This is a genomic window from Psychrobacter sp., from assembly GCF_030454045.1.
Lineage (GTDB): Bacteria > Pseudomonadota > Gammaproteobacteria > Pseudomonadales > Moraxellaceae > Psychrobacter.
Map to the genome: position 1 here is coordinate 51,005 of NZ_JAKDJE010000003.1, position 15,306 is coordinate 66,310.

General features: G+C 50.4%; 26 protein-coding genes. All 26 read left to right on the forward strand.

The window, feature by feature from the left end; translation table 11 throughout:
• Position 1: 1 nt before the first annotated feature.
• Positions 2-268 (forward strand): hypothetical protein, encoded by a 267-nt coding sequence (locus tag L0G63_RS01085; protein ID WP_301448988.1) that lies wholly within the window; start codon positions 2-4, stop codon positions 266-268.
• Positions 261-947, forward strand: a complete 687-nt coding sequence (locus L0G63_RS01090) for a DUF3164 family protein (RefSeq protein WP_367618345.1) — start codon at positions 261-263, stop codon at positions 945-947. The genes L0G63_RS01085 and L0G63_RS01090 overlap by 8 nt, the downstream gene beginning before the upstream one ends.
• Before the next feature lie 8 nt (positions 948-955).
• A complete protein-coding gene (locus L0G63_RS01095) occupies positions 956-1,120 on the forward strand; it encodes a hypothetical protein (RefSeq protein WP_301448989.1) in 165 nt (54 codons plus the stop codon).
• On the forward strand, positions 1,117-1,329 hold the full coding sequence (locus L0G63_RS01100; protein ID WP_301448990.1) for a hypothetical protein: 213 nt from the start codon (positions 1,117-1,119) through the stop codon (positions 1,327-1,329). Before L0G63_RS01095 ends, L0G63_RS01100 begins: the two co-directional genes overlap by 4 nt.
• A gap of 70 nt (positions 1,330-1,399) precedes the next feature.
• The gene (locus L0G63_RS01105; protein ID WP_301448991.1) at positions 1,400-1,675 is read left to right on the forward strand and encodes an HU family DNA-binding protein; all 276 of its coding nucleotides are present in this window, start codon (positions 1,400-1,402) and stop codon (positions 1,673-1,675) included.
• A gap of 171 nt (positions 1,676-1,846) precedes the next feature.
• The gene (locus L0G63_RS01110; protein WP_301448992.1) at positions 1,847-2,635 is read left to right on the forward strand and encodes an N-acetylmuramidase family protein; all 789 of its coding nucleotides are present in this window, start codon (positions 1,847-1,849) and stop codon (positions 2,633-2,635) included.
• The gene (locus L0G63_RS01115) at positions 2,635-3,114 is read left to right on the forward strand and encodes a hypothetical protein (RefSeq protein WP_301448993.1); all 480 of its coding nucleotides are present in this window, start codon (positions 2,635-2,637) and stop codon (positions 3,112-3,114) included. Before L0G63_RS01110 ends, L0G63_RS01115 begins: the two co-directional genes overlap by 1 nt.
• Positions 3,111-3,338, forward strand: a complete 228-nt coding sequence (locus L0G63_RS01120) for a hypothetical protein (RefSeq protein ID WP_301448994.1) — start codon at positions 3,111-3,113, stop codon at positions 3,336-3,338. Before L0G63_RS01115 ends, L0G63_RS01120 begins: the two co-directional genes overlap by 4 nt.
• Positions 3,331-3,531 carry a TraR/DksA C4-type zinc finger protein gene (locus tag L0G63_RS01125; protein ID WP_301448995.1) on the forward strand — a complete coding sequence of 67 codons (201 nt, stop codon included), beginning with the start codon at positions 3,331-3,333 and terminating at the stop codon, positions 3,529-3,531. The genes L0G63_RS01120 and L0G63_RS01125 overlap by 8 nt, the downstream gene beginning before the upstream one ends.
• Before the next feature lie 9 nt (positions 3,532-3,540).
• Entirely contained in the window at positions 3,541-3,825 is a 285-nt protein-coding gene (locus L0G63_RS01130; RefSeq protein ID WP_301448996.1) for a hypothetical protein, read from the forward strand.
• A 2-nt stretch (positions 3,826-3,827) separates the two neighbouring features.
• Positions 3,828-4,079 (forward strand): hypothetical protein, encoded by a 252-nt coding sequence (locus L0G63_RS01135; RefSeq protein ID WP_301448997.1) that lies wholly within the window; start codon positions 3,828-3,830, stop codon positions 4,077-4,079.
• A gap of 2 nt (positions 4,080-4,081) precedes the next feature.
• Positions 4,082-4,582 carry a DUF1804 family protein gene (locus tag L0G63_RS01140; RefSeq protein WP_301448998.1) on the forward strand — a complete coding sequence of 167 codons (501 nt, stop codon included), beginning with the start codon at positions 4,082-4,084 and terminating at the stop codon, positions 4,580-4,582.
• On the forward strand, positions 4,579-4,809 hold the full coding sequence (locus L0G63_RS01145; RefSeq protein ID WP_301448999.1) for a hypothetical protein: 231 nt from the start codon (positions 4,579-4,581) through the stop codon (positions 4,807-4,809). The genes L0G63_RS01140 and L0G63_RS01145 overlap by 4 nt, the downstream gene beginning before the upstream one ends.
• 115 nt (positions 4,810-4,924) lie before the next feature.
• Positions 4,925-6,529, forward strand: a complete 1,605-nt coding sequence (gene terL / locus L0G63_RS01150) for a phage terminase large subunit (protein WP_301449000.1) — start codon at positions 4,925-4,927, stop codon at positions 6,527-6,529.
• A 9-nt stretch (positions 6,530-6,538) separates the two neighbouring features.
• On the forward strand, positions 6,539-8,023 hold the full coding sequence (locus L0G63_RS01155; protein WP_301449001.1) for a DUF935 family protein: 1,485 nt from the start codon (positions 6,539-6,541) through the stop codon (positions 8,021-8,023).
• Positions 8,024-9,265, forward strand: a complete 1,242-nt coding sequence (locus tag L0G63_RS01160; protein WP_301449002.1) for a phage minor head protein — start codon at positions 8,024-8,026, stop codon at positions 9,263-9,265.
• A gap of 278 nt (positions 9,266-9,543) precedes the next feature.
• Positions 9,544-10,536 (forward strand): hypothetical protein, encoded by a 993-nt coding sequence (locus L0G63_RS01165; RefSeq protein WP_301449003.1) that lies wholly within the window; start codon positions 9,544-9,546, stop codon positions 10,534-10,536.
• A gap of 99 nt (positions 10,537-10,635) precedes the next feature.
• The gene (locus L0G63_RS01170) at positions 10,636-10,962 is read left to right on the forward strand and encodes a hypothetical protein (protein WP_301449004.1); all 327 of its coding nucleotides are present in this window, start codon (positions 10,636-10,638) and stop codon (positions 10,960-10,962) included.
• Between the two features lie 68 nt (positions 10,963-11,030).
• A complete protein-coding gene (locus L0G63_RS01175; RefSeq protein ID WP_301449005.1) occupies positions 11,031-12,023 on the forward strand; it encodes a major capsid protein in 993 nt (330 codons plus the stop codon).
• Positions 12,024-12,091: 68 nt separating this feature from the next.
• Positions 12,092-12,316, forward strand: coding sequence for a hypothetical protein (locus tag L0G63_RS01180; protein ID WP_301449006.1), 225 nt, complete (start codon positions 12,092-12,094; stop codon positions 12,314-12,316).
• A 9-nt stretch (positions 12,317-12,325) separates the two neighbouring features.
• Entirely contained in the window at positions 12,326-12,730 is a 405-nt protein-coding gene (locus L0G63_RS01185; RefSeq protein ID WP_301449007.1) for a DUF1320 domain-containing protein, read from the forward strand.
• Entirely contained in the window at positions 12,730-13,152 is a 423-nt protein-coding gene (locus L0G63_RS01190; RefSeq protein WP_301449008.1) for a phage virion morphogenesis protein, read from the forward strand. Before L0G63_RS01185 ends, L0G63_RS01190 begins: the two co-directional genes overlap by 1 nt.
• Entirely contained in the window at positions 13,149-13,628 is a 480-nt protein-coding gene (locus L0G63_RS01195) for a hypothetical protein (RefSeq protein ID WP_301449009.1), read from the forward strand. The genes L0G63_RS01190 and L0G63_RS01195 overlap by 4 nt, the downstream gene beginning before the upstream one ends.
• A gap of 2 nt (positions 13,629-13,630) precedes the next feature.
• Positions 13,631-13,834, forward strand: coding sequence for a hypothetical protein (locus L0G63_RS01200; RefSeq protein ID WP_301449010.1), 204 nt, complete (start codon positions 13,631-13,633; stop codon positions 13,832-13,834).
• A gap of 59 nt (positions 13,835-13,893) precedes the next feature.
• The gene (locus tag L0G63_RS01205; protein WP_301449011.1) at positions 13,894-14,631 is read left to right on the forward strand and encodes a hypothetical protein; all 738 of its coding nucleotides are present in this window, start codon (positions 13,894-13,896) and stop codon (positions 14,629-14,631) included.
• 105 nt (positions 14,632-14,736) lie between these two features.
• Complete coding sequence (locus tag L0G63_RS01210; protein ID WP_301449012.1) at positions 14,737-15,306, forward strand: hypothetical protein; 570 nt, start codon at positions 14,737-14,739, stop codon at positions 15,304-15,306.

Consider the following 15,306-nt stretch of genomic DNA (forward strand, 5'->3'; position numbering starts at 1 on the left):
CATGTCAACACAACGTTATAAAGCAGACACTGTGGGTATCCAGCAAATGATAGAAGATATCGGCTATGAGCTGTTTGCGCGTACAGTAAATAGGTTGTCGTCTGATATCCCTGCGGAGCTGGCGCTGTCCGCCAAAGAGTTTTTAGACGCGCAACCATCAGATAAGCAGGATGCACTACGTATGCCCGTCAATGAACTAGCCGCAGAAATTGCTCGTCAAATTACAGACCAAATGTCAGACAAACAAAAGGAAACTAACGATGAATAATCAAACCCCAAACGCCACCGCCCCTGTCGCCACCAGTGCGGCAACAAATGAGCAAGCCACTGCCGCCGCGCCTGTCGTGCCTGACGGCTATATGATGAACGCCAAAGGCCATCTGATCCCTGTCGATAAAGTTAAGCCCGTCGATAAGCTGCGTGATGAGCAAGTACGCATGATGATGCGTCATGCCAAAGCGCTAAATGAAGACATGAAGCGCAAAAAGATCATGCTGTTTGCCGCTTTTAATGACTTTATCACCCTCTCTGCTCAAGAGTACGACGTGCAAATCGGCGGCAAAAAAGGCAATACGACGCTGCTGAGCTATGATGGCAAGTTTAAAATCCAATTGGCCGTCAGTGAGAACATCGTGTTTGATGAGCGTCTGCAAGTCGCCAAGTCGCTGATTGATGAGTGTCTGACTGAGTGGACGCAAGGCAGTAATGACAATATCAAGGCGTTGATTAATCAGGCGTTTCAGGTCGATAAAGAGGGTAAAATCTCGACGCATCGTGTACTGAGTCTGCGTTCACTCGATATCAATGATGATAAGTGGCTGCGCGCGATGGAGGCTATCAGTGATGCGGTGCAAGTGACCGATACCAAAGAGTATATCCGATTTTATGAGCGTGACGATGAGACAGGCGCGTATCGGCAGATCGCCCTTGATTTTAGTAATTGTTAGGGGACGTTATGGAATATATCAATAAAGACTGGATGGTGATAGCAGGCTTTGCGCTATCGGTTATAAGCGTTTTACTTATACACTTTTTAGGAGCTAACCCAAAAACACACAAGTTTGTTGCAGTAGCAATGGTCGCTGCGCTCGCTTTAATGTTTATCGGGAGTTGGTCATGAGTATCAAAACCGTTATTTTTGCGCCAAATCCAGCAGGTATCACGGCGCTAGATATCGATACCGAAAAGTGGGTGATTAAAAGCACCTGCGCCCATTTAACAGGGCTGTATAACCGAGCGTGTCGCTTGAGTAAAGGTGGCAAGCGCTTGGAGTATCGTCAAGGCGAGCGTTATCAGGAAGTGCCTGCTGATATTAAATCTATTGTTTAGCCCCAAACGGTGGGTTGCGCAGTCGCTAATCCACTCTATAGAAACTTAATCTTAAACTAAGGATAATATTATGAATAAGCAAGAATTAATCAACGCCATCGCTGCTGACACAGGCATGACTAAAACCGCTGTTAAGATCATGCTACAGTCGTTTGAGTTTCGCGTGACTGAGGCGCTGGCCAATGGCAATGAGGTTAAAATGATCGGCTTTGGGACGTTTAAGGCGCGTCCACAGCCTGCCCGTATCGGCCGCAATCCTGCTACAGGTGGAGAAGTAGAAGTCCCAGCCAAAAAGCGGGTGAGCTTTATCGCTGGTAAAGGGTTAAAAGAGGCGGTTAATTTATAAGTTAACTGATATTTAAACCCCATTTAAACGACTGATAAAAAGACTCGCATAACGCGGGTCTTTTTTTGTGCTTGTCCAAACACTCGCCGCAATACCTGAACCCCATCATCTAACCGCTTTGCTCATCGCTACGCATAATAGACATAAATCAATTATGGATATGAGTGTGTTATGTCTGAGCAAAACATGGTCAGCGATCGTACGCAGTTTTTTGACTGGCTACGCTCTCAGCAATCATCCAAATCACTGACGCAAGACAATGTCGATGCCGCTCATGTGTTGCTGCGTCAGTTTCAAACTGCTGAGCTGCAAGACTTGCTTATCCGCATAGGGCTTGCCAAGCCTGCTGTGCTGCTTACCCCGCATAAAAAACCGCCAAAAGCCACCCGCGCCGACATCATAGCCGCTGCTAAGCGTATCGATGTAGAGCCTGCTGCTATCAAGGCGCTCAATGATGTCGAGTCGCCAAAGGGTGGGTTTTATGCTGATGGGTCGCCCGTCATCTTATTTGAGCGCCATAAATATTATCAGGCATTGACCGCGCGCAGATGGTACACCAAGCGCGATGAGATGGTCGGTAAATATCCTGATATCTGCAATTCAAGCAGTGGTGCATATAACGTCCGCCCTCAATACGAAAAGCTAGAGATTGCCGCCACGCTCAATTGGGACGCCGCGCATGAAGCGTGTAGCTGGGGATTTGGGCAGGTGATGGGATTTAACTGGCAGATGCTGGGTTATGAGTCTATCCGCGAATTTGTGACGCTGATGTATGAGTCCGAAGGGGCGCAGCTGGACGCGGTATGTCGCTATATTAAGGCGACTGGGCTGGATAAGGTGCTACGTCGCAAAAACTGGGCTGCATTTGCGCGCGGTTATAACGGCAAGGACTATCAGCGCAATGACTACGACAATAAGCTTGCAAGCGCTTATGCTCGCGCAAAAAGTGAGGGCTGGTAATGACGTATTTGTTATTAGTAGCAAAATACTGGCGTGAGCTGACCATCGGCGCGCTGTTATCAGTGTCTGTCAGCGCTATCAGTACGTGCAGCAATATACGCGATGGCGCAAAGAACATGCAAACTGAGCACACGCTTGAGCTGACGACATTACGCGCTGACTATGAGGCCCGCGCGCGCAAACTGGAGCAAGAGCAATATGACCAGACCATCACTGCTATCAATGCGGCAACCGCTCGCGCCAAAGCCGATGCTGCTAATGCTGCTCGTGCTAACGCTACTAATGAGCGGCTGTCACAGACTATCGACCGACTCGCCGCCAATGCCGCTACAGACGCCGACTATCGAGTTGAGTACGCCGCTACCACAGGTGAGCTACTCAAAGAGTGTAGCGGATCAATTACAAAACTGGCAGCAGCGGCTGACGGGCACGTCAACGACATCAAGCTGCTACAAGACGCAAGACGCGGAGTGCAATGATGCAAAAAAATAAAGTTAAGGTGGTCTCGAACTGGCGAGATGGCTGGCGCTGGTTTAGTACGTGGGCGATGCTACTCATCGTCTATCTGACATTAAACCCGCTACCGCCGGAGGTGATGGCATTGCTGCCGCCTGAGCTGCAACAAAAGATGATAGCAGTCGTGGCGATGGCTGGGTTTGTGCTGCGGTTTATTAGTCAGTCTAAGGATCATTATCATGACTGATATTAGAGAGTTATCAAGCCGCCAAGTACAGCGCATGTTAGATGATACGTATCGCCAAGCTTATACCGCCCCTGCTAATAGCATCTATGACTGCGTGGAGTGTGATAAACCCATCGGTATCCAGCGCAAAGCTGCTGTGCCGTGGGCGACGCGCTGCGTTGACTGCCAGTCACACTATGAGCGCAAGCGCTAAGGGGGTGGTATGTCTGATGCGCTGATTATGTTTGGTATTAGCTCGGTATTTACCGTCGTCACGGCGATATTTTGGCGCTGGGTGACGGCGCTGAGTAATGCACGGGATAAAGATGGTACTAAGATCGACGAGCTGACAAGCGAAGTGGCATCACTCAAGGCTGAGGTGTACCGCGACTATCAGAGCAAGTCTGAGTCGCATCGAGATAACGCACAGATCATCGATATGCTGCGTGAGATTAAAAACGATGTCACCAGACTCGGTGACAAAATGGACCAAAAAGCGGACAAGTGAGTATGCCAAAACATCAGCAAGACACAGCCCCGATGCCTCAAGCCCAGACTGATGCGCCTGATGAGGTCATGCAGCTATTGGGCGACATTAAGTCGCAAAACGAGACGATGATACAGCAGTTTGACACGCTAGAGACTAACATCAGCAAGCGCGCCACGATGGCGGGCGCTATGGCAGGCGCTTTTACCGGCGGCGTTGGCGGTACGGTCGTCAGCGTCGGCATCGAGCTTATCAAAGCTAAGTTTGGGGGCTAAAAATGGCGCATAGTCAAGCGACAAAGGATGATCTGCGTAAGCGCTATATTTTTGAGGGCTTATCGCTCGCTATGGCGGCAGTCATGTCTGAAGTCAGCTATCCAACTGCCCAGCGCTGGAAAAATGCAGCGGCTGAAAATGGTGATGACTGGGATAAGGTCAAGACCGCGCATAGCATGGCAGGCGGCGATTTAGAGGATATATCGCGCCAGATACTGACTGATTTTATCATCCAGTTTAAGGCGACAATGGACGCTATCAAGACCGCTGATGATATCGCGCCCAATCAGCGCGTTGAGATGCTGACTTCCCTTGCCGATGCTTATAACAAGACCGTCGCATCAAGCCGCAAACTGTTGCCTGAGACGTCCAAGCTGGCTATCGCGCTGCAAGTGCTGGAGCTATTAGCAGGTTATTTACAAGAGCATAAGCCTGAGCTGCTGCCTGATTTTATGGCGCTGCTTGAGCCGTTTGGGCAGACATTGGATGGAGCATTGAAATGAGTTGTAAAAAGATAAAAGCAAAATTGAAAAAAAAGGGTATTAAGACTAAAGAACTGTACTCATCACGTTGCGCATATGGCGGCGGCTGGTCTTACTTTGTTTTCCTTGCTGACGGTGTTGAGCCTGACATATTAGATATAGACCCTAATTGCGAAATCGAAAGCCAGTTTGATAGTTCGCAAGAAGCGCTTGATTGGATTGAGCAATTACCAAATTTGAAAGGCTGACGTATGACCGACTTTGAACAAGCGCTACTTAAACGCCTAAAGGTTATTAGTAGTCAGCTGTCATGGATTTGTATTTGGCTGTTTGTGATTATGCTAACAACGTGCGCGGGATGATATGAAAAATAGAGAGTTTTTAAAAAATCTAATCACGCTGGGCGATGAGCTGCGAGCAAACATCGAGGCGAATTGCACAGGCTGGGACGATGACCCCAAAGCCATTGAGGCGCGTGTCAAAAAAGTAAAAGACGCCGATACGGGCTTTGATTACTTTGTTGAAAACTACTTCCCTCACTATATTCGCAACCCCGCCAAATCCAATCTGCACAAGTATTTATTTAAGCGACTGGCTGAGATATTAAAGACGCCTGATAGCCAGCTAGACGCTATCGCTGCCCCGCGTGGTGAGGCAAAGTCTACTATCGTCAGTCAGCTGTACACGCTATATCGTATCGTTACTGAGCAGACGCATTATAGCCTTATCGTCATGGACTCTATCGATCAGGCGTACCCGATGCTTGAGGCTATCAAAGCGGAGCTTGAGGCTAATCCGCGGCTGCGTATTGACTTCCCCAAGGTGTTTGGCGCTGGCCGTGTATGGCAAGCAGGCACTATCGTCACCGCTAATAACATCAAGGTACAAGTGGCTGGCGCAGGCAAAAAGCTGCGTGGTCTGCGACATGGCGCGTATCGCCCAGACATGGTGATACTCGATGACATCGAGAACGATGACAACGTGCGCAAACCTGAGCAGCGTGACAAGCTGCATAACTGGCTAAAAAAGACCATCATGCCATTGGGCGCTGCGGGCGAAAAGCTGGATATCATCTATATCGGCACGATATTGCACTATGACAGTGTGCTCAATCGCACGCTGGACAATGGTGCATGGCGCTCTGCACGGTTTCAGGCTGTCATCAAGATGCCCGATAATATGCAGATTTGGGACGAGTGGGAGGCGCTATTTAAGGCCAAACGCCTTGATGATGCTGATGCGTTTTATATTAAGAATAAGCGCAAGATGGACAAAGGCGCTATCGTGTCGTGGGCGGCGCGTCCAATCCTTGCGCTGATGAAAATCCGCGCGCGTGATGGTCATGATACCTTTGCTTGTGAATATCAAAACGACCCATCTGCTGGTGAGGATGCGCCATTTAACAATGCTGTGCATTATTGGCACACGCTGCCTGCGGGGTTGATTTACTTTGGTGCGGTTGATCCGTCATTGGGTAAAGCTGGCGCAAGTCGTGACCCGTCTGCTATCGTCATCGGCGGCTATGACCGACTGAACGGCAAGGTGTATATCGTCAAGGCGGATATCAAAAAGCGGCTGCCCGATAAAATCATATCGGATGTCATCAAGTATCAGCGCGAGTTTAACTGTCTGGTGTGGGCGGTGGAGTCTGTGCAGTTTCAGGAGTTTTTACGCACAGAATTGGTCAAACGCTCAGCACAGCAAGGCATCCATGTGCCCGCCAATCCTGTCAATCCACATAGCGATAAGCTGCTACGCATCGAGGCGCTACAGCCACACATGAGCAATAAGCTGCTACTGCTGCATACAGAGCAAGCGACGCTCATCCGTCAGTTTGAGCACTTTCCAAAGGCGGATCATGATGATGGCCCTGATGCGGTGGAAATGGTCTGGAAACTCGCCACTGGCTTTGCACAGTCTACCCAAGCGCAGCCGCTCGATGTGCCACAGCCGTCACTGTATTACTGAGGATAAATTATGTTTGGGATAAAAGCCAAGAAGCAAAAAATTGATGCCAAAAAGCTGCTGGTCGCCATTGATAGCGCACTAGAGGCCAGTGACGCGGCCAGTGCTGACCAGCTGCTGTCAGAGACGGGCAAAACCCGCCAAGAGCTGCTAGATGCAGTGATGGCGGACGATGAGGTCATCAGCTGCTATGAGGATCTGCAAGGTGCGATCAACGCTGAGGCATGGCGTATCTGGGGTGAGGATGTCAATGAGGAGCTGATTAATCATCTGATTAAGACTGTGCGCCGATTGCTGCCCGACTTTATCCAGCTGGTGCTACTCGCTAAGTTTAACGGCTATGCGGTGGCGGAGTATGTGTTTGAGCAACAAGCCAATGGGTTTTTGACGCTCAAATCTATCTTGTCCAAAGATGGCGAGCTGGATAGCTACACGCCCCAGCGAGACGGTACGGTGACGTTTGGTACTGAGGATGAGGTGATTGAGATTGACCAAAACATCAAGTACCTGGTACTTAAAAACAAAGCGGTGCCAGCACGGCCAGCGGGTGAGCTGTTGGTCATCCGTGCCTATCCTGCGGTAGCGCTCAGACGGCGCGAATGGGCGTATGCTGGGCAGTTTATCGCTCGTTATGCTCAGCCGTATGTCGTCGGCAAGCAAGGCAGTAGTGGCTTTGGCGGTAACGTGACCGACTTTACCAGCAAGATATTTGCCTTTATCAATGGCGGCGCGATGGGTGTGGGCGCTGATGATGAGATTAATCTGCATCAGCTCAATGGCAACGGCGAGGCGTTTGAGCTGTTTGAGCGCTTGGCCAATAGACGCATCCAAAAGCTACTGCTGGGCAAGGTAAAAACCTCTGAGCTGACATCTGGTAGCCGTGCTGCACAAGAGACCGATGATGAGGCGCGGCATGACCGTATCAGCGGCTATCTGTCGCTGATGACACGGGGCATCCAGCACGCCATCGATGCGATTATCACGGTCAATCAGTACTGGGGCGTGCCCATCGTCGCCCCGCAAGGGATTTGGTTTGAGTATCAAAAGCAGACCAAGCCCGACCAAAACCGTGCGACGGTCGATAAGACCTATGCAGAGACTGGGCAGATTGTATTTACCAAAGAGTATTATTCTGAGATTTTAGGTTACGAAGAAAAGCACTTTAAGATGGTTGAGCCATCGGATAAGCCTGCGGTCGCTCAATTAGCCAAACAAGTGCAAGCGCTGTCGATGCAGATGTCAAACGGCCTGCCTGACAATATCACTGAGCCGACCACTGATGACGACATAGAGCATGACCGCGCTATCATGCAGCCCAAGATAACCGCGCTGCTGTCGCTGCTGGGTGACTGCGAGAGCTATAGTGAGTTTGAGGAGCGTTTGCGCACGGCTGATCTGCCTGATGCCGAGCTGATCGCCGACCTTGCCAATCAATGCGGTGACAGCTATGTGCAGGGCATCACCGATATGGCCGCACGCACCGACGAGGAGTCATAAATGGGCGATGAGTATGATGAGGCTAATTTTGCCAAGCTGATAAATTTTGAGGCGTTGGCCAATTTTAAGGGCAAGTCGCTGCTGTCTAGCTATAGCTATCTGGATATGCTCGCGCGTGAGCACGCTGTGGCGTTTAGTGTCGCTAAGATGCTCGATGAGGATATGCTGAGTGAGACGCAAGACGCTATCACGGCCGCCTTGGCAAACGGTACAGATTTTAGGGACTTTGAAAAACGCCTCAAGCCGTACCTGATGAGCCGTGGCTGGTGGGGCGAGCAAGTCATGACTGACCCTGTGACCGGTGAGCGTAAAGCAGTGCAACTGGGTAGCACGCGGCGACTGCGCACTATCTATCATACCAATCTGCACAGCTCATACGCCGCTGGGCAGTGGCAGCGCATCCAAGACACCAAGGCGGCATTGCCCTATCTGCAATATATGCCATCTGTCGCTGGACGTAAGCGAGACGAGCACAAACGCTACTATGGAATCATACGCCCTGTCGATGACCCTATCTGGCAGCGTATCATGCCGCCCAATGGTTATGGCTGTCTGTGCTGGGTTAAGCAGTTGACACGCGCACAGGCGGAGCGTGCGGGCATCAGTGACGAGATTGAGCTGGACGAGGTGGAAACAGAAAATCCGCGCACAGGCGATAAGATAAAATCGCCCCAAGGCATCGACCCAAGCTTTGACCATAACCATGACCGACTGACGGCCATACGCAGTCTATACAGCGAAAAAGCGCAAACGTGGTCGCACGTCCCCAAGGCCAAGCAAGCGGCGAAAGCTGAGCAATATAAGCTAGACCTCGATAACTATATGCAGACTGTGCTGGATATGCCGTCACTTAAACCGATGACGCCGCATATCAATACCGAGCAGTTTGCCGAGCGCCTCACCGCATTGAGCAAGATGAGCGCAGCGGACATTGCCAAGGCTGATAGGCAGTGGGCAGTCGCATCGATGAGCGCTAGTGTGCAAGACCAGCTGGGTATTGATAATGTGATTGCGTGGCTGCCTGAGCGGCTGCTGGGCGATATGGTCGGCAAGATGGGGCTGGATGATGTGCGTGCGCTGCTGGCCTCTACCAGTGATATGCTGGGCAGTATCGAGCAAATCAGCAAATCAGGCGGGCAATACGTCATCACATATACCAGTGATAAGGGGCTGCATAAGATGACGCTGGCGGTCGATAGTGAGTTAAAAACGCTGAATATTATTGAGCTGGTGCGGATGTAGTTTGATAGCCTAGTACAGATAGCGTTTAACACCCGTTTAAACGCTCGACCACGCGTTTTTAAACTCACACCTATATCATTACGCCAAAACACAACCAAAGCGCCTTAAATCGCAAATTTAAGGCGCTTTTTTTGTGCCTGCGATTTTTGGGCTTGCTGGCTTAATCTGACTACCTGAACCGCGTCATCTAACCGTGATGCTCAGCGACTAGCATAATGAGGCTTTATAGATGTTCTGTATTTTATTAAAGCGATTTTACTCATTAGCTGGACGCCATTATGCCCAAATCTAAAAAGACGACTGCAAACCCGCGAACCCTTAAAGTGCAATTATCCTCTGATGTCGCCATTGGTGACGCCGCCCCGCAAGGCGAGCTGCGCAAGTTTAGTGGCGTGGCGCATACAGGCAAGCCGTTTAGTTATGGCGGTATGCAGTGCGTGATTGAGCTATCAAGCGTCAAGTCGCATCCCAAACTGCCTATGCTGCTATTGCACGACCGAGGCTGCCGCGCAGGATTTGGCGCGTTGTCAGTCGATCAGACGCTCAATATCGACGGTTATCTACTCAATAACGTGTACGGCAATGATGTCGCAACCGATGCTGATGCTGGGTTTCCTTGGCAGCTGTCCGCGCACATCGAGTCGCAGACAGTTGATGAGCTGGCACATGGTGAGACTGAGACAGTAAACGGGCAAACCGTGACTGGCCCTGTGCTCATCATGCGTAACTCACACTGCTATGAGGTGTCGTTTACCCCCACAGGCGTTGATAGCGATACATTTGCGATGGTGCTGTCAGATGACGGCACAGACGCACCTACCTCACAACCAACCCCATCCCCAACTGATAAAACAGGTGACGATATGACCCTAGAAGAAGCCCTAGCGGCGCTCGAAGCGATGAAAGAGCAAAACGAAAAGCTGGTCGAAGAGATTGAGCAGCTAAAAGAAAAAGCCAAAGAAGCCGACGAAGCGGCACATGCTGCCAATGTCGATGCGCAACTGTCACAAGCGGGATTTGCCAAAAATGACGAAGGCTGGGACGGTATCAGTGCTACGACATATAAGATGCTGCTATCTGCTGATGACGCAGATGCCACCGCGCTAATTGGCGACTTACCTAAGCCGCAAGGTGCGGATGAGCGCACCCCGCCACCAGGGTTTTTGCTCAGTGAGCAGCACGGCAGCGGTAATCAAAATCAGCAACACCAAACCAATGCCATGCTACGCGATGCCGAGGCACGCGCCGACGCCGCAAAAGGTTATATCTAAATCATACAACCAGTCACCGCGCGTCTGCATTACGGTGCGGTGATTGTTTTACGCAACTTATTACACACGCTTTTACACATCGAACCCTAGGAGCACCCTATGCCTGATTTAACCATCGGCGATATCCTCAAATCAGAGGCTGATCCAAATAGCCGCATTGCTATCCCTGCGCCTGTCGGCACTAAAGCGGGACAGCTGGTCAAATATGCAGAACGTAACGAGCACTTGATCGCGCTGACTGACGAGACCAATGGCGAAGTGTTGGTACAGCCGCATAACTGCGTCATGTTTTTGGGCGGCGTCTTACAAGCCGATATCGACAGTCAGTTTACTGATGAAGATAATACCGTGGCCTTGACTACCGCAGCACTTATCAAGCAAGGCGATTTGTACGGTATCAAGTACGTCGGCACGCCCAGCGCCTAAACGCTAATTAACAACTCTTTAACCCTAATTTAAACCGCATTTAATTTACAGCTAACAAGGATTGCATTATGCCTTTATCTAATGAGAGTCAATACGGCGTGAAGCCTATGACTGAGGCTATTAACAAACTACCTGCCACGCCTACGATCATCCGTAGTCTGGGCATCTTTAAGCCTGAATATCTAGACACCACCAGCGTGGTCGTTGAGTCAAAAGAAGGCGTGCTGTCGTTAGTGCCAGCCGTCCCGCGCGGCACGCCTGGCGAGCCAGTGGCGACGACTAGTCGCGGCAAGCGAGAGTCGTTTGAGATGCTGCATTTGCCCAAGCACGACATCGTGCGCGCTGACGATGTGCAAAACGTCAAGTCGTTTGGTAGTGACAACAAAGCCGAAACGGTCGCAGGTAAAGTCAATGACAAGCTTGCTGATATGAAGTTTGATATTGAATATACGCGCGAGCATTTGATGCTAGGCGCCATCAAAGGCAAAATCTTGGACGCAGATGGTACGCCGCTGGTCGATATCTATGATCGCTTTGGCCTGACTCGCAAGACCTTTACCTGGAATTTGTCCGGCGAAAGCTCAAACGTCGGCAAGATGATTGATGATGCGGTGACTGCACTCAGCAAAAAGCGTGGCGGCGAGCCTGTGAATGGCTGGTATGTACTGTGCTCGCCTGAGTTTATGCAGGCGGTCATCTATCACAAAACGATGACTGCGCTATATGAGCGCTATCAAGACGGTAAGGTCTACCGCGAAGGCGACACCAATGTCGGCTTTAAGCATAAAAACCTAGAGTTTATCCAGTATGACCATGTATTTGAGTCTGGTCTGCAAATCAAAGCTGGCGAAGCTGAGATCATTCCGAAAGGCACCCGCAAGACGTTCCGCGAGTACTTTGCCCCTGCTGATACTGCTGCTGCGGTCAATACCAAAGCCAAGCCGTACTATGCGAGCCGTGAGCCGTTGGGTCATGGTAAGGGCTATGACCTAGAGGCGCAGTCCAACCCATTGCCATTGCTGCTACGTCCTGACCTTGCCGCTACGCTAAAAGCGACCTAATCGCCTTTCCCCTTGACTGGCGACAGTCGGTCAAGGGTCTTTATACAAACTTTTAAGACAAGGTAAAGATGATGAGCGATAAACCAAAAATCACAGGCTACCGCCAATTGACTGACGCTGATATTGATCTGATGAATCAAGTCAAAGCGAAAGGTCAGGAGATGGGCGAGCTGATCGATAAGCTCAAAAGCACTGACGGCTTAGACCAGCGTTGGATTGCTACTGGCGCAACCGATATCCAAAAGGGCTTGATGTGCGTCACCCGTGGCATCGCCCAGCCGAACAGTTTTTAAGGTAAAAACATGATTACATCACAAGACATGATTGATCGCTTTGGCAGCAAAGAGATGGTAGGTGTTACCAATGAGCAGCCCCGTCATGACTCAGTGATTGATGATGTGGTCATGCAAGCCGCGATTGGCGATGCGGTCAGTGAGGTGGTGAGTTATTTGCGCCCCGCAGGGCTTGAGTATCAAGCAGACACAGCGCCACGCGTGCTCAAGCTCAAAGCGTGTGACATCGCGCGGTACTACTTGTATGACAATGGCGTCACGCCCATCGTCGAGGCGCGTTATGAAGCCGCGACAAAATGGCTCGATAAGGTCAAAAAAGACCCGTCGATGCTGACAGGTCAAGTCGTCAAGCCGCCATCTGATAGTACGGTGCATGTAATACCAAACCCCGTGCCAACTTTATGGGATAACTGATGCAAGTCGATGTCGTACATGATCTAACAGGCGTATCGGACAGACTAGAGCGGCTAGCCCAAGGCATGGGCGACTTAACACCCGTCATGCAGGCGATAGGCGCTGTCGTAGAGGGCAGCACGCGTGAGCGGTTTAGCACCAAGACCGCGCCTGATGGCTCAAGCTGGGCTGATCTTAAGCCGTCAACGCTAGAGGCTAAAAACGGACGCGGTGGGACGCTGGTAGACCGTGGCGACTTGATGCGCTCAATCACCACCTTTGCATCGAGTACGTCTGTCAGCGTTGGCTCAGACCGTCCGTACGCCAAGTATCACCAGACGGGCACGCCTAATATGGAGCAGCGCGAGATATTTGGACTATCCAGCGATGACGTGACCGATATTCAAGCGCTGCTAAATGATTTTATGAGTGACCTACTATGACGATGACTGATAACAAACCCGCCTGGCGTGATGATATTTTAGCCTGCTATCCGTATTTGCTGGAGCGATTGCGCGGTATCGATGCGGTCTATCAAGTGTGCGAGGCGCAAGACTTTGCGGCGATTAGCGGTAAAGACCGCCGCCAAATCCCCACAGACGGCGCAGTCTATGTGCTGCTTGACGGCTTTACGCCAAGTAGTGACAACAACGACAGCCGCGAGCAAACAATTGAAATTGGGTTTAGCGTCATCTTAACCAAGCAGCAAGTCACGCCAAACCCCGCCGCTGATAGCGTGGGTCCGACATTGACTGCGATTAGCAAGGCGCTACAAGGCTTTGACCCAGTTGATGAACAGGGGCGCGCGTTGACAGTATCATCATTTAAGCAAGCAAAGGCGCTTGCTATTCAGTATGAGTATGGCTTTGCGTTTTTCCCCTTGCGATTTACAACCACGGTCGCCGTGGTGCAGGACTGATTATGCATAAAAACCTAACGCTCGCAGATGCACTGCGCCACGCTTTGATGCAGATGGCCAAGGCCGCTAAGCTTTTTGCGTCACTCTTACATACTGCAAATAAGGACAACACTATGTGGTCATCAAGTATTTTGGACTGTCACGCCCACTGGCTACTCATCGCGCATAACCCGCGCAATAACCGCCATACCAAGCGTAAAAAGTAATTTTAATCCTTAATCAAGCACGTTTTTAAATAGCATTTAAACCACAAGGAGATTTTCTCATGGCACAACGAGGCAAGAAGTACAGCGGCGACTTATACGCACGCAAATGGGGTACTAACGACGGGTTTTTGATGGTTGGTAACGTCACTGAGCTTACGACCAGCAAAGAGTCTGAAAAAGACCAGTTAACCAGCACTGGTCGCGGCGAGTATGGCGAGGTCATCGACTCAGATAGCAAGCCTGGCACCACTGAGCTGTCGATTAAGTTTAATACCTTTGATAAGCTTGCAATGGCGCGCGTCATGATGGGTGAGGCTGTGGACTTGGAGACCGCGCCTGTGACCATTACTGACGAGCCGCTGACGGTCACTACTGGCTGGATTAAGCTTGCCCATCGTGATATCGACCCGGCAACATTTGTACTCAGCGACACAGAAGACACGCCCAATGTTATTGAGGCGACGCAGTATGAGCTTAATCCACGTCTAGGTATGATCCGATTTAACGAGACTGCCACGCCTGTAGCCGACAGCACCGTGACTTATAGCGGCACAACGCTTGGACGTGCAGGCTATATGATTGACGCCAATACGCTGTCATCATTGCCACTTGAGATGTATCTGGATGGCAAAGACCGCATCAGCGGCGCGGATGGCATTTTAGACATGCCGCATGGCGACCTATCTAGTGACAGCGAAATCAATTGGATGAGTGACGACTGGTGGGAGGGCGGATTATCCGGGCCTCTTATCAAAGACCCCGGCAAGCCGACCATGCGCTTTACTGAGTACAAGTAATCAGTAAAAGTAACTAGCGCAAGTGTTTAATAAAATCAGCAGACAATTTTTGTTTGCTGATTTTTTGTTGTATGATGCGATAAAGTTTGTCGACAAAGGTGAGGTATGAAAAGGTTTTTAGCATTATCGCTGGTAGCAATGATAGCAGGATGTGGCGGCGGGTATGATGATATGGATGCTGCCCGCGCTGGAATGAGTGGTATCGGCAGTTCTACGTCATCGCCCACCACCCCTGATGGCAAGAGTCTCTGGGAGTACAGCCAGACTGGTACATCAAGGTTTGCACAGATGCGTTCGCTCAATACCATTGCGACAGACAATCAGTATAACGACGCCATTATGCTGGTAAGAATACATAACTTTATCAACTCAAGTGGTGTGGCAAAAGACTATCTAAACATCACCGTGCTATTTGCCAGTACTGATTGCGCGGTAAATTGCCAGCTACGCTATAAGAAAAACGGCAGCACAAGCGCTGTCTATCAAGTCCGCGAAAGCGTTAATGGTGTATTCAGCGAAAACAGCTTTGCGCTGGGTGACATGGAAAAGCTCATAAAAGCGATAAAAACGTCTGGCAAGGCATCGATATCAGTACCGCTGATTGGTGTGCCAGACGCGGAATTTGAGTTTGATTTTAGCGGTTATGACAATGACTATATGACCGCCGAGCGCTAA

Excerpts from the sequence above, each read along its gene's own strand:
- L0G63_RS01170 (WP_301449004.1), top strand. The coding sequence starts at position 10,636 with ATGCCTGATTTAACCATCGGCGATATCCTCAAATCAGAGGCTGATCCA.
- L0G63_RS01115 (WP_301448993.1), top strand. The coding sequence starts at position 2,635 with ATGACGTATTTGTTATTAGTAGCAAAATACTGGCGTGAGCTGACCATC.
- L0G63_RS01200 (WP_301449010.1), top strand. The coding sequence starts at position 13,631 with ATGCATAAAAACCTAACGCTCGCAGATGCACTGCGCCACGCTTTGATG.
- L0G63_RS01210 (WP_301449012.1), top strand. The coding sequence starts at position 14,737 with ATGAAAAGGTTTTTAGCATTATCGCTGGTAGCAATGATAGCAGGATGT.
- L0G63_RS01175 (WP_301449005.1), top strand. The coding sequence starts at position 11,031 with ATGCCTTTATCTAATGAGAGTCAATACGGCGTGAAGCCTATGACTGAG.
- L0G63_RS01195 (WP_301449009.1), top strand. The coding sequence starts at position 13,149 with ATGACGATGACTGATAACAAACCCGCCTGGCGTGATGATATTTTAGCC.
- L0G63_RS01110 (WP_301448992.1), top strand. The coding sequence starts at position 1,847 with ATGTCTGAGCAAAACATGGTCAGCGATCGTACGCAGTTTTTTGACTGG.
- L0G63_RS01190 (WP_301449008.1), top strand. The coding sequence starts at position 12,730 with ATGCAAGTCGATGTCGTACATGATCTAACAGGCGTATCGGACAGACTA.
- L0G63_RS01160 (WP_301449002.1), top strand. The coding sequence starts at position 8,024 with ATGGGCGATGAGTATGATGAGGCTAATTTTGCCAAGCTGATAAATTTT.
- L0G63_RS01140 (WP_301448998.1), top strand. The coding sequence starts at position 4,082 with ATGGCGCATAGTCAAGCGACAAAGGATGATCTGCGTAAGCGCTATATT.
- L0G63_RS01130 (WP_301448996.1), top strand. The coding sequence starts at position 3,541 with ATGTCTGATGCGCTGATTATGTTTGGTATTAGCTCGGTATTTACCGTC.
- L0G63_RS01155 (WP_301449001.1), top strand. The coding sequence starts at position 6,539 with ATGTTTGGGATAAAAGCCAAGAAGCAAAAAATTGATGCCAAAAAGCTG.
- L0G63_RS01100 (WP_301448990.1), top strand. The coding sequence starts at position 1,117 with ATGAGTATCAAAACCGTTATTTTTGCGCCAAATCCAGCAGGTATCACG.
- L0G63_RS01095 (WP_301448989.1), top strand. The coding sequence starts at position 956 with ATGGAATATATCAATAAAGACTGGATGGTGATAGCAGGCTTTGCGCTA.
- L0G63_RS01125 (WP_301448995.1), top strand. The coding sequence starts at position 3,331 with ATGACTGATATTAGAGAGTTATCAAGCCGCCAAGTACAGCGCATGTTA.
- L0G63_RS01105 (WP_301448991.1), top strand. The coding sequence starts at position 1,400 with ATGAATAAGCAAGAATTAATCAACGCCATCGCTGCTGACACAGGCATG.
- L0G63_RS01205 (WP_301449011.1), top strand. The coding sequence starts at position 13,894 with ATGGCACAACGAGGCAAGAAGTACAGCGGCGACTTATACGCACGCAAA.
- L0G63_RS01085 (WP_301448988.1), top strand. The coding sequence starts at position 2 with ATGTCAACACAACGTTATAAAGCAGACACTGTGGGTATCCAGCAAATG.
- L0G63_RS01090 (WP_367618345.1), top strand. The coding sequence starts at position 261 with ATGAATAATCAAACCCCAAACGCCACCGCCCCTGTCGCCACCAGTGCG.
- L0G63_RS01180 (WP_301449006.1), top strand. The coding sequence starts at position 12,092 with ATGATGAGCGATAAACCAAAAATCACAGGCTACCGCCAATTGACTGAC.
- L0G63_RS01120 (WP_301448994.1), top strand. The coding sequence starts at position 3,111 with ATGATGCAAAAAAATAAAGTTAAGGTGGTCTCGAACTGGCGAGATGGC.
- L0G63_RS01135 (WP_301448997.1), top strand. The coding sequence starts at position 3,828 with ATGCCAAAACATCAGCAAGACACAGCCCCGATGCCTCAAGCCCAGACT.
- L0G63_RS01145 (WP_301448999.1), top strand. The coding sequence starts at position 4,579 with ATGAGTTGTAAAAAGATAAAAGCAAAATTGAAAAAAAAGGGTATTAAG.
- L0G63_RS01165 (WP_301449003.1), top strand. The coding sequence starts at position 9,544 with ATGCCCAAATCTAAAAAGACGACTGCAAACCCGCGAACCCTTAAAGTG.
- terL (WP_301449000.1), top strand. The coding sequence starts at position 4,925 with ATGAAAAATAGAGAGTTTTTAAAAAATCTAATCACGCTGGGCGATGAG.
- L0G63_RS01185 (WP_301449007.1), top strand. The coding sequence starts at position 12,326 with ATGATTACATCACAAGACATGATTGATCGCTTTGGCAGCAAAGAGATG.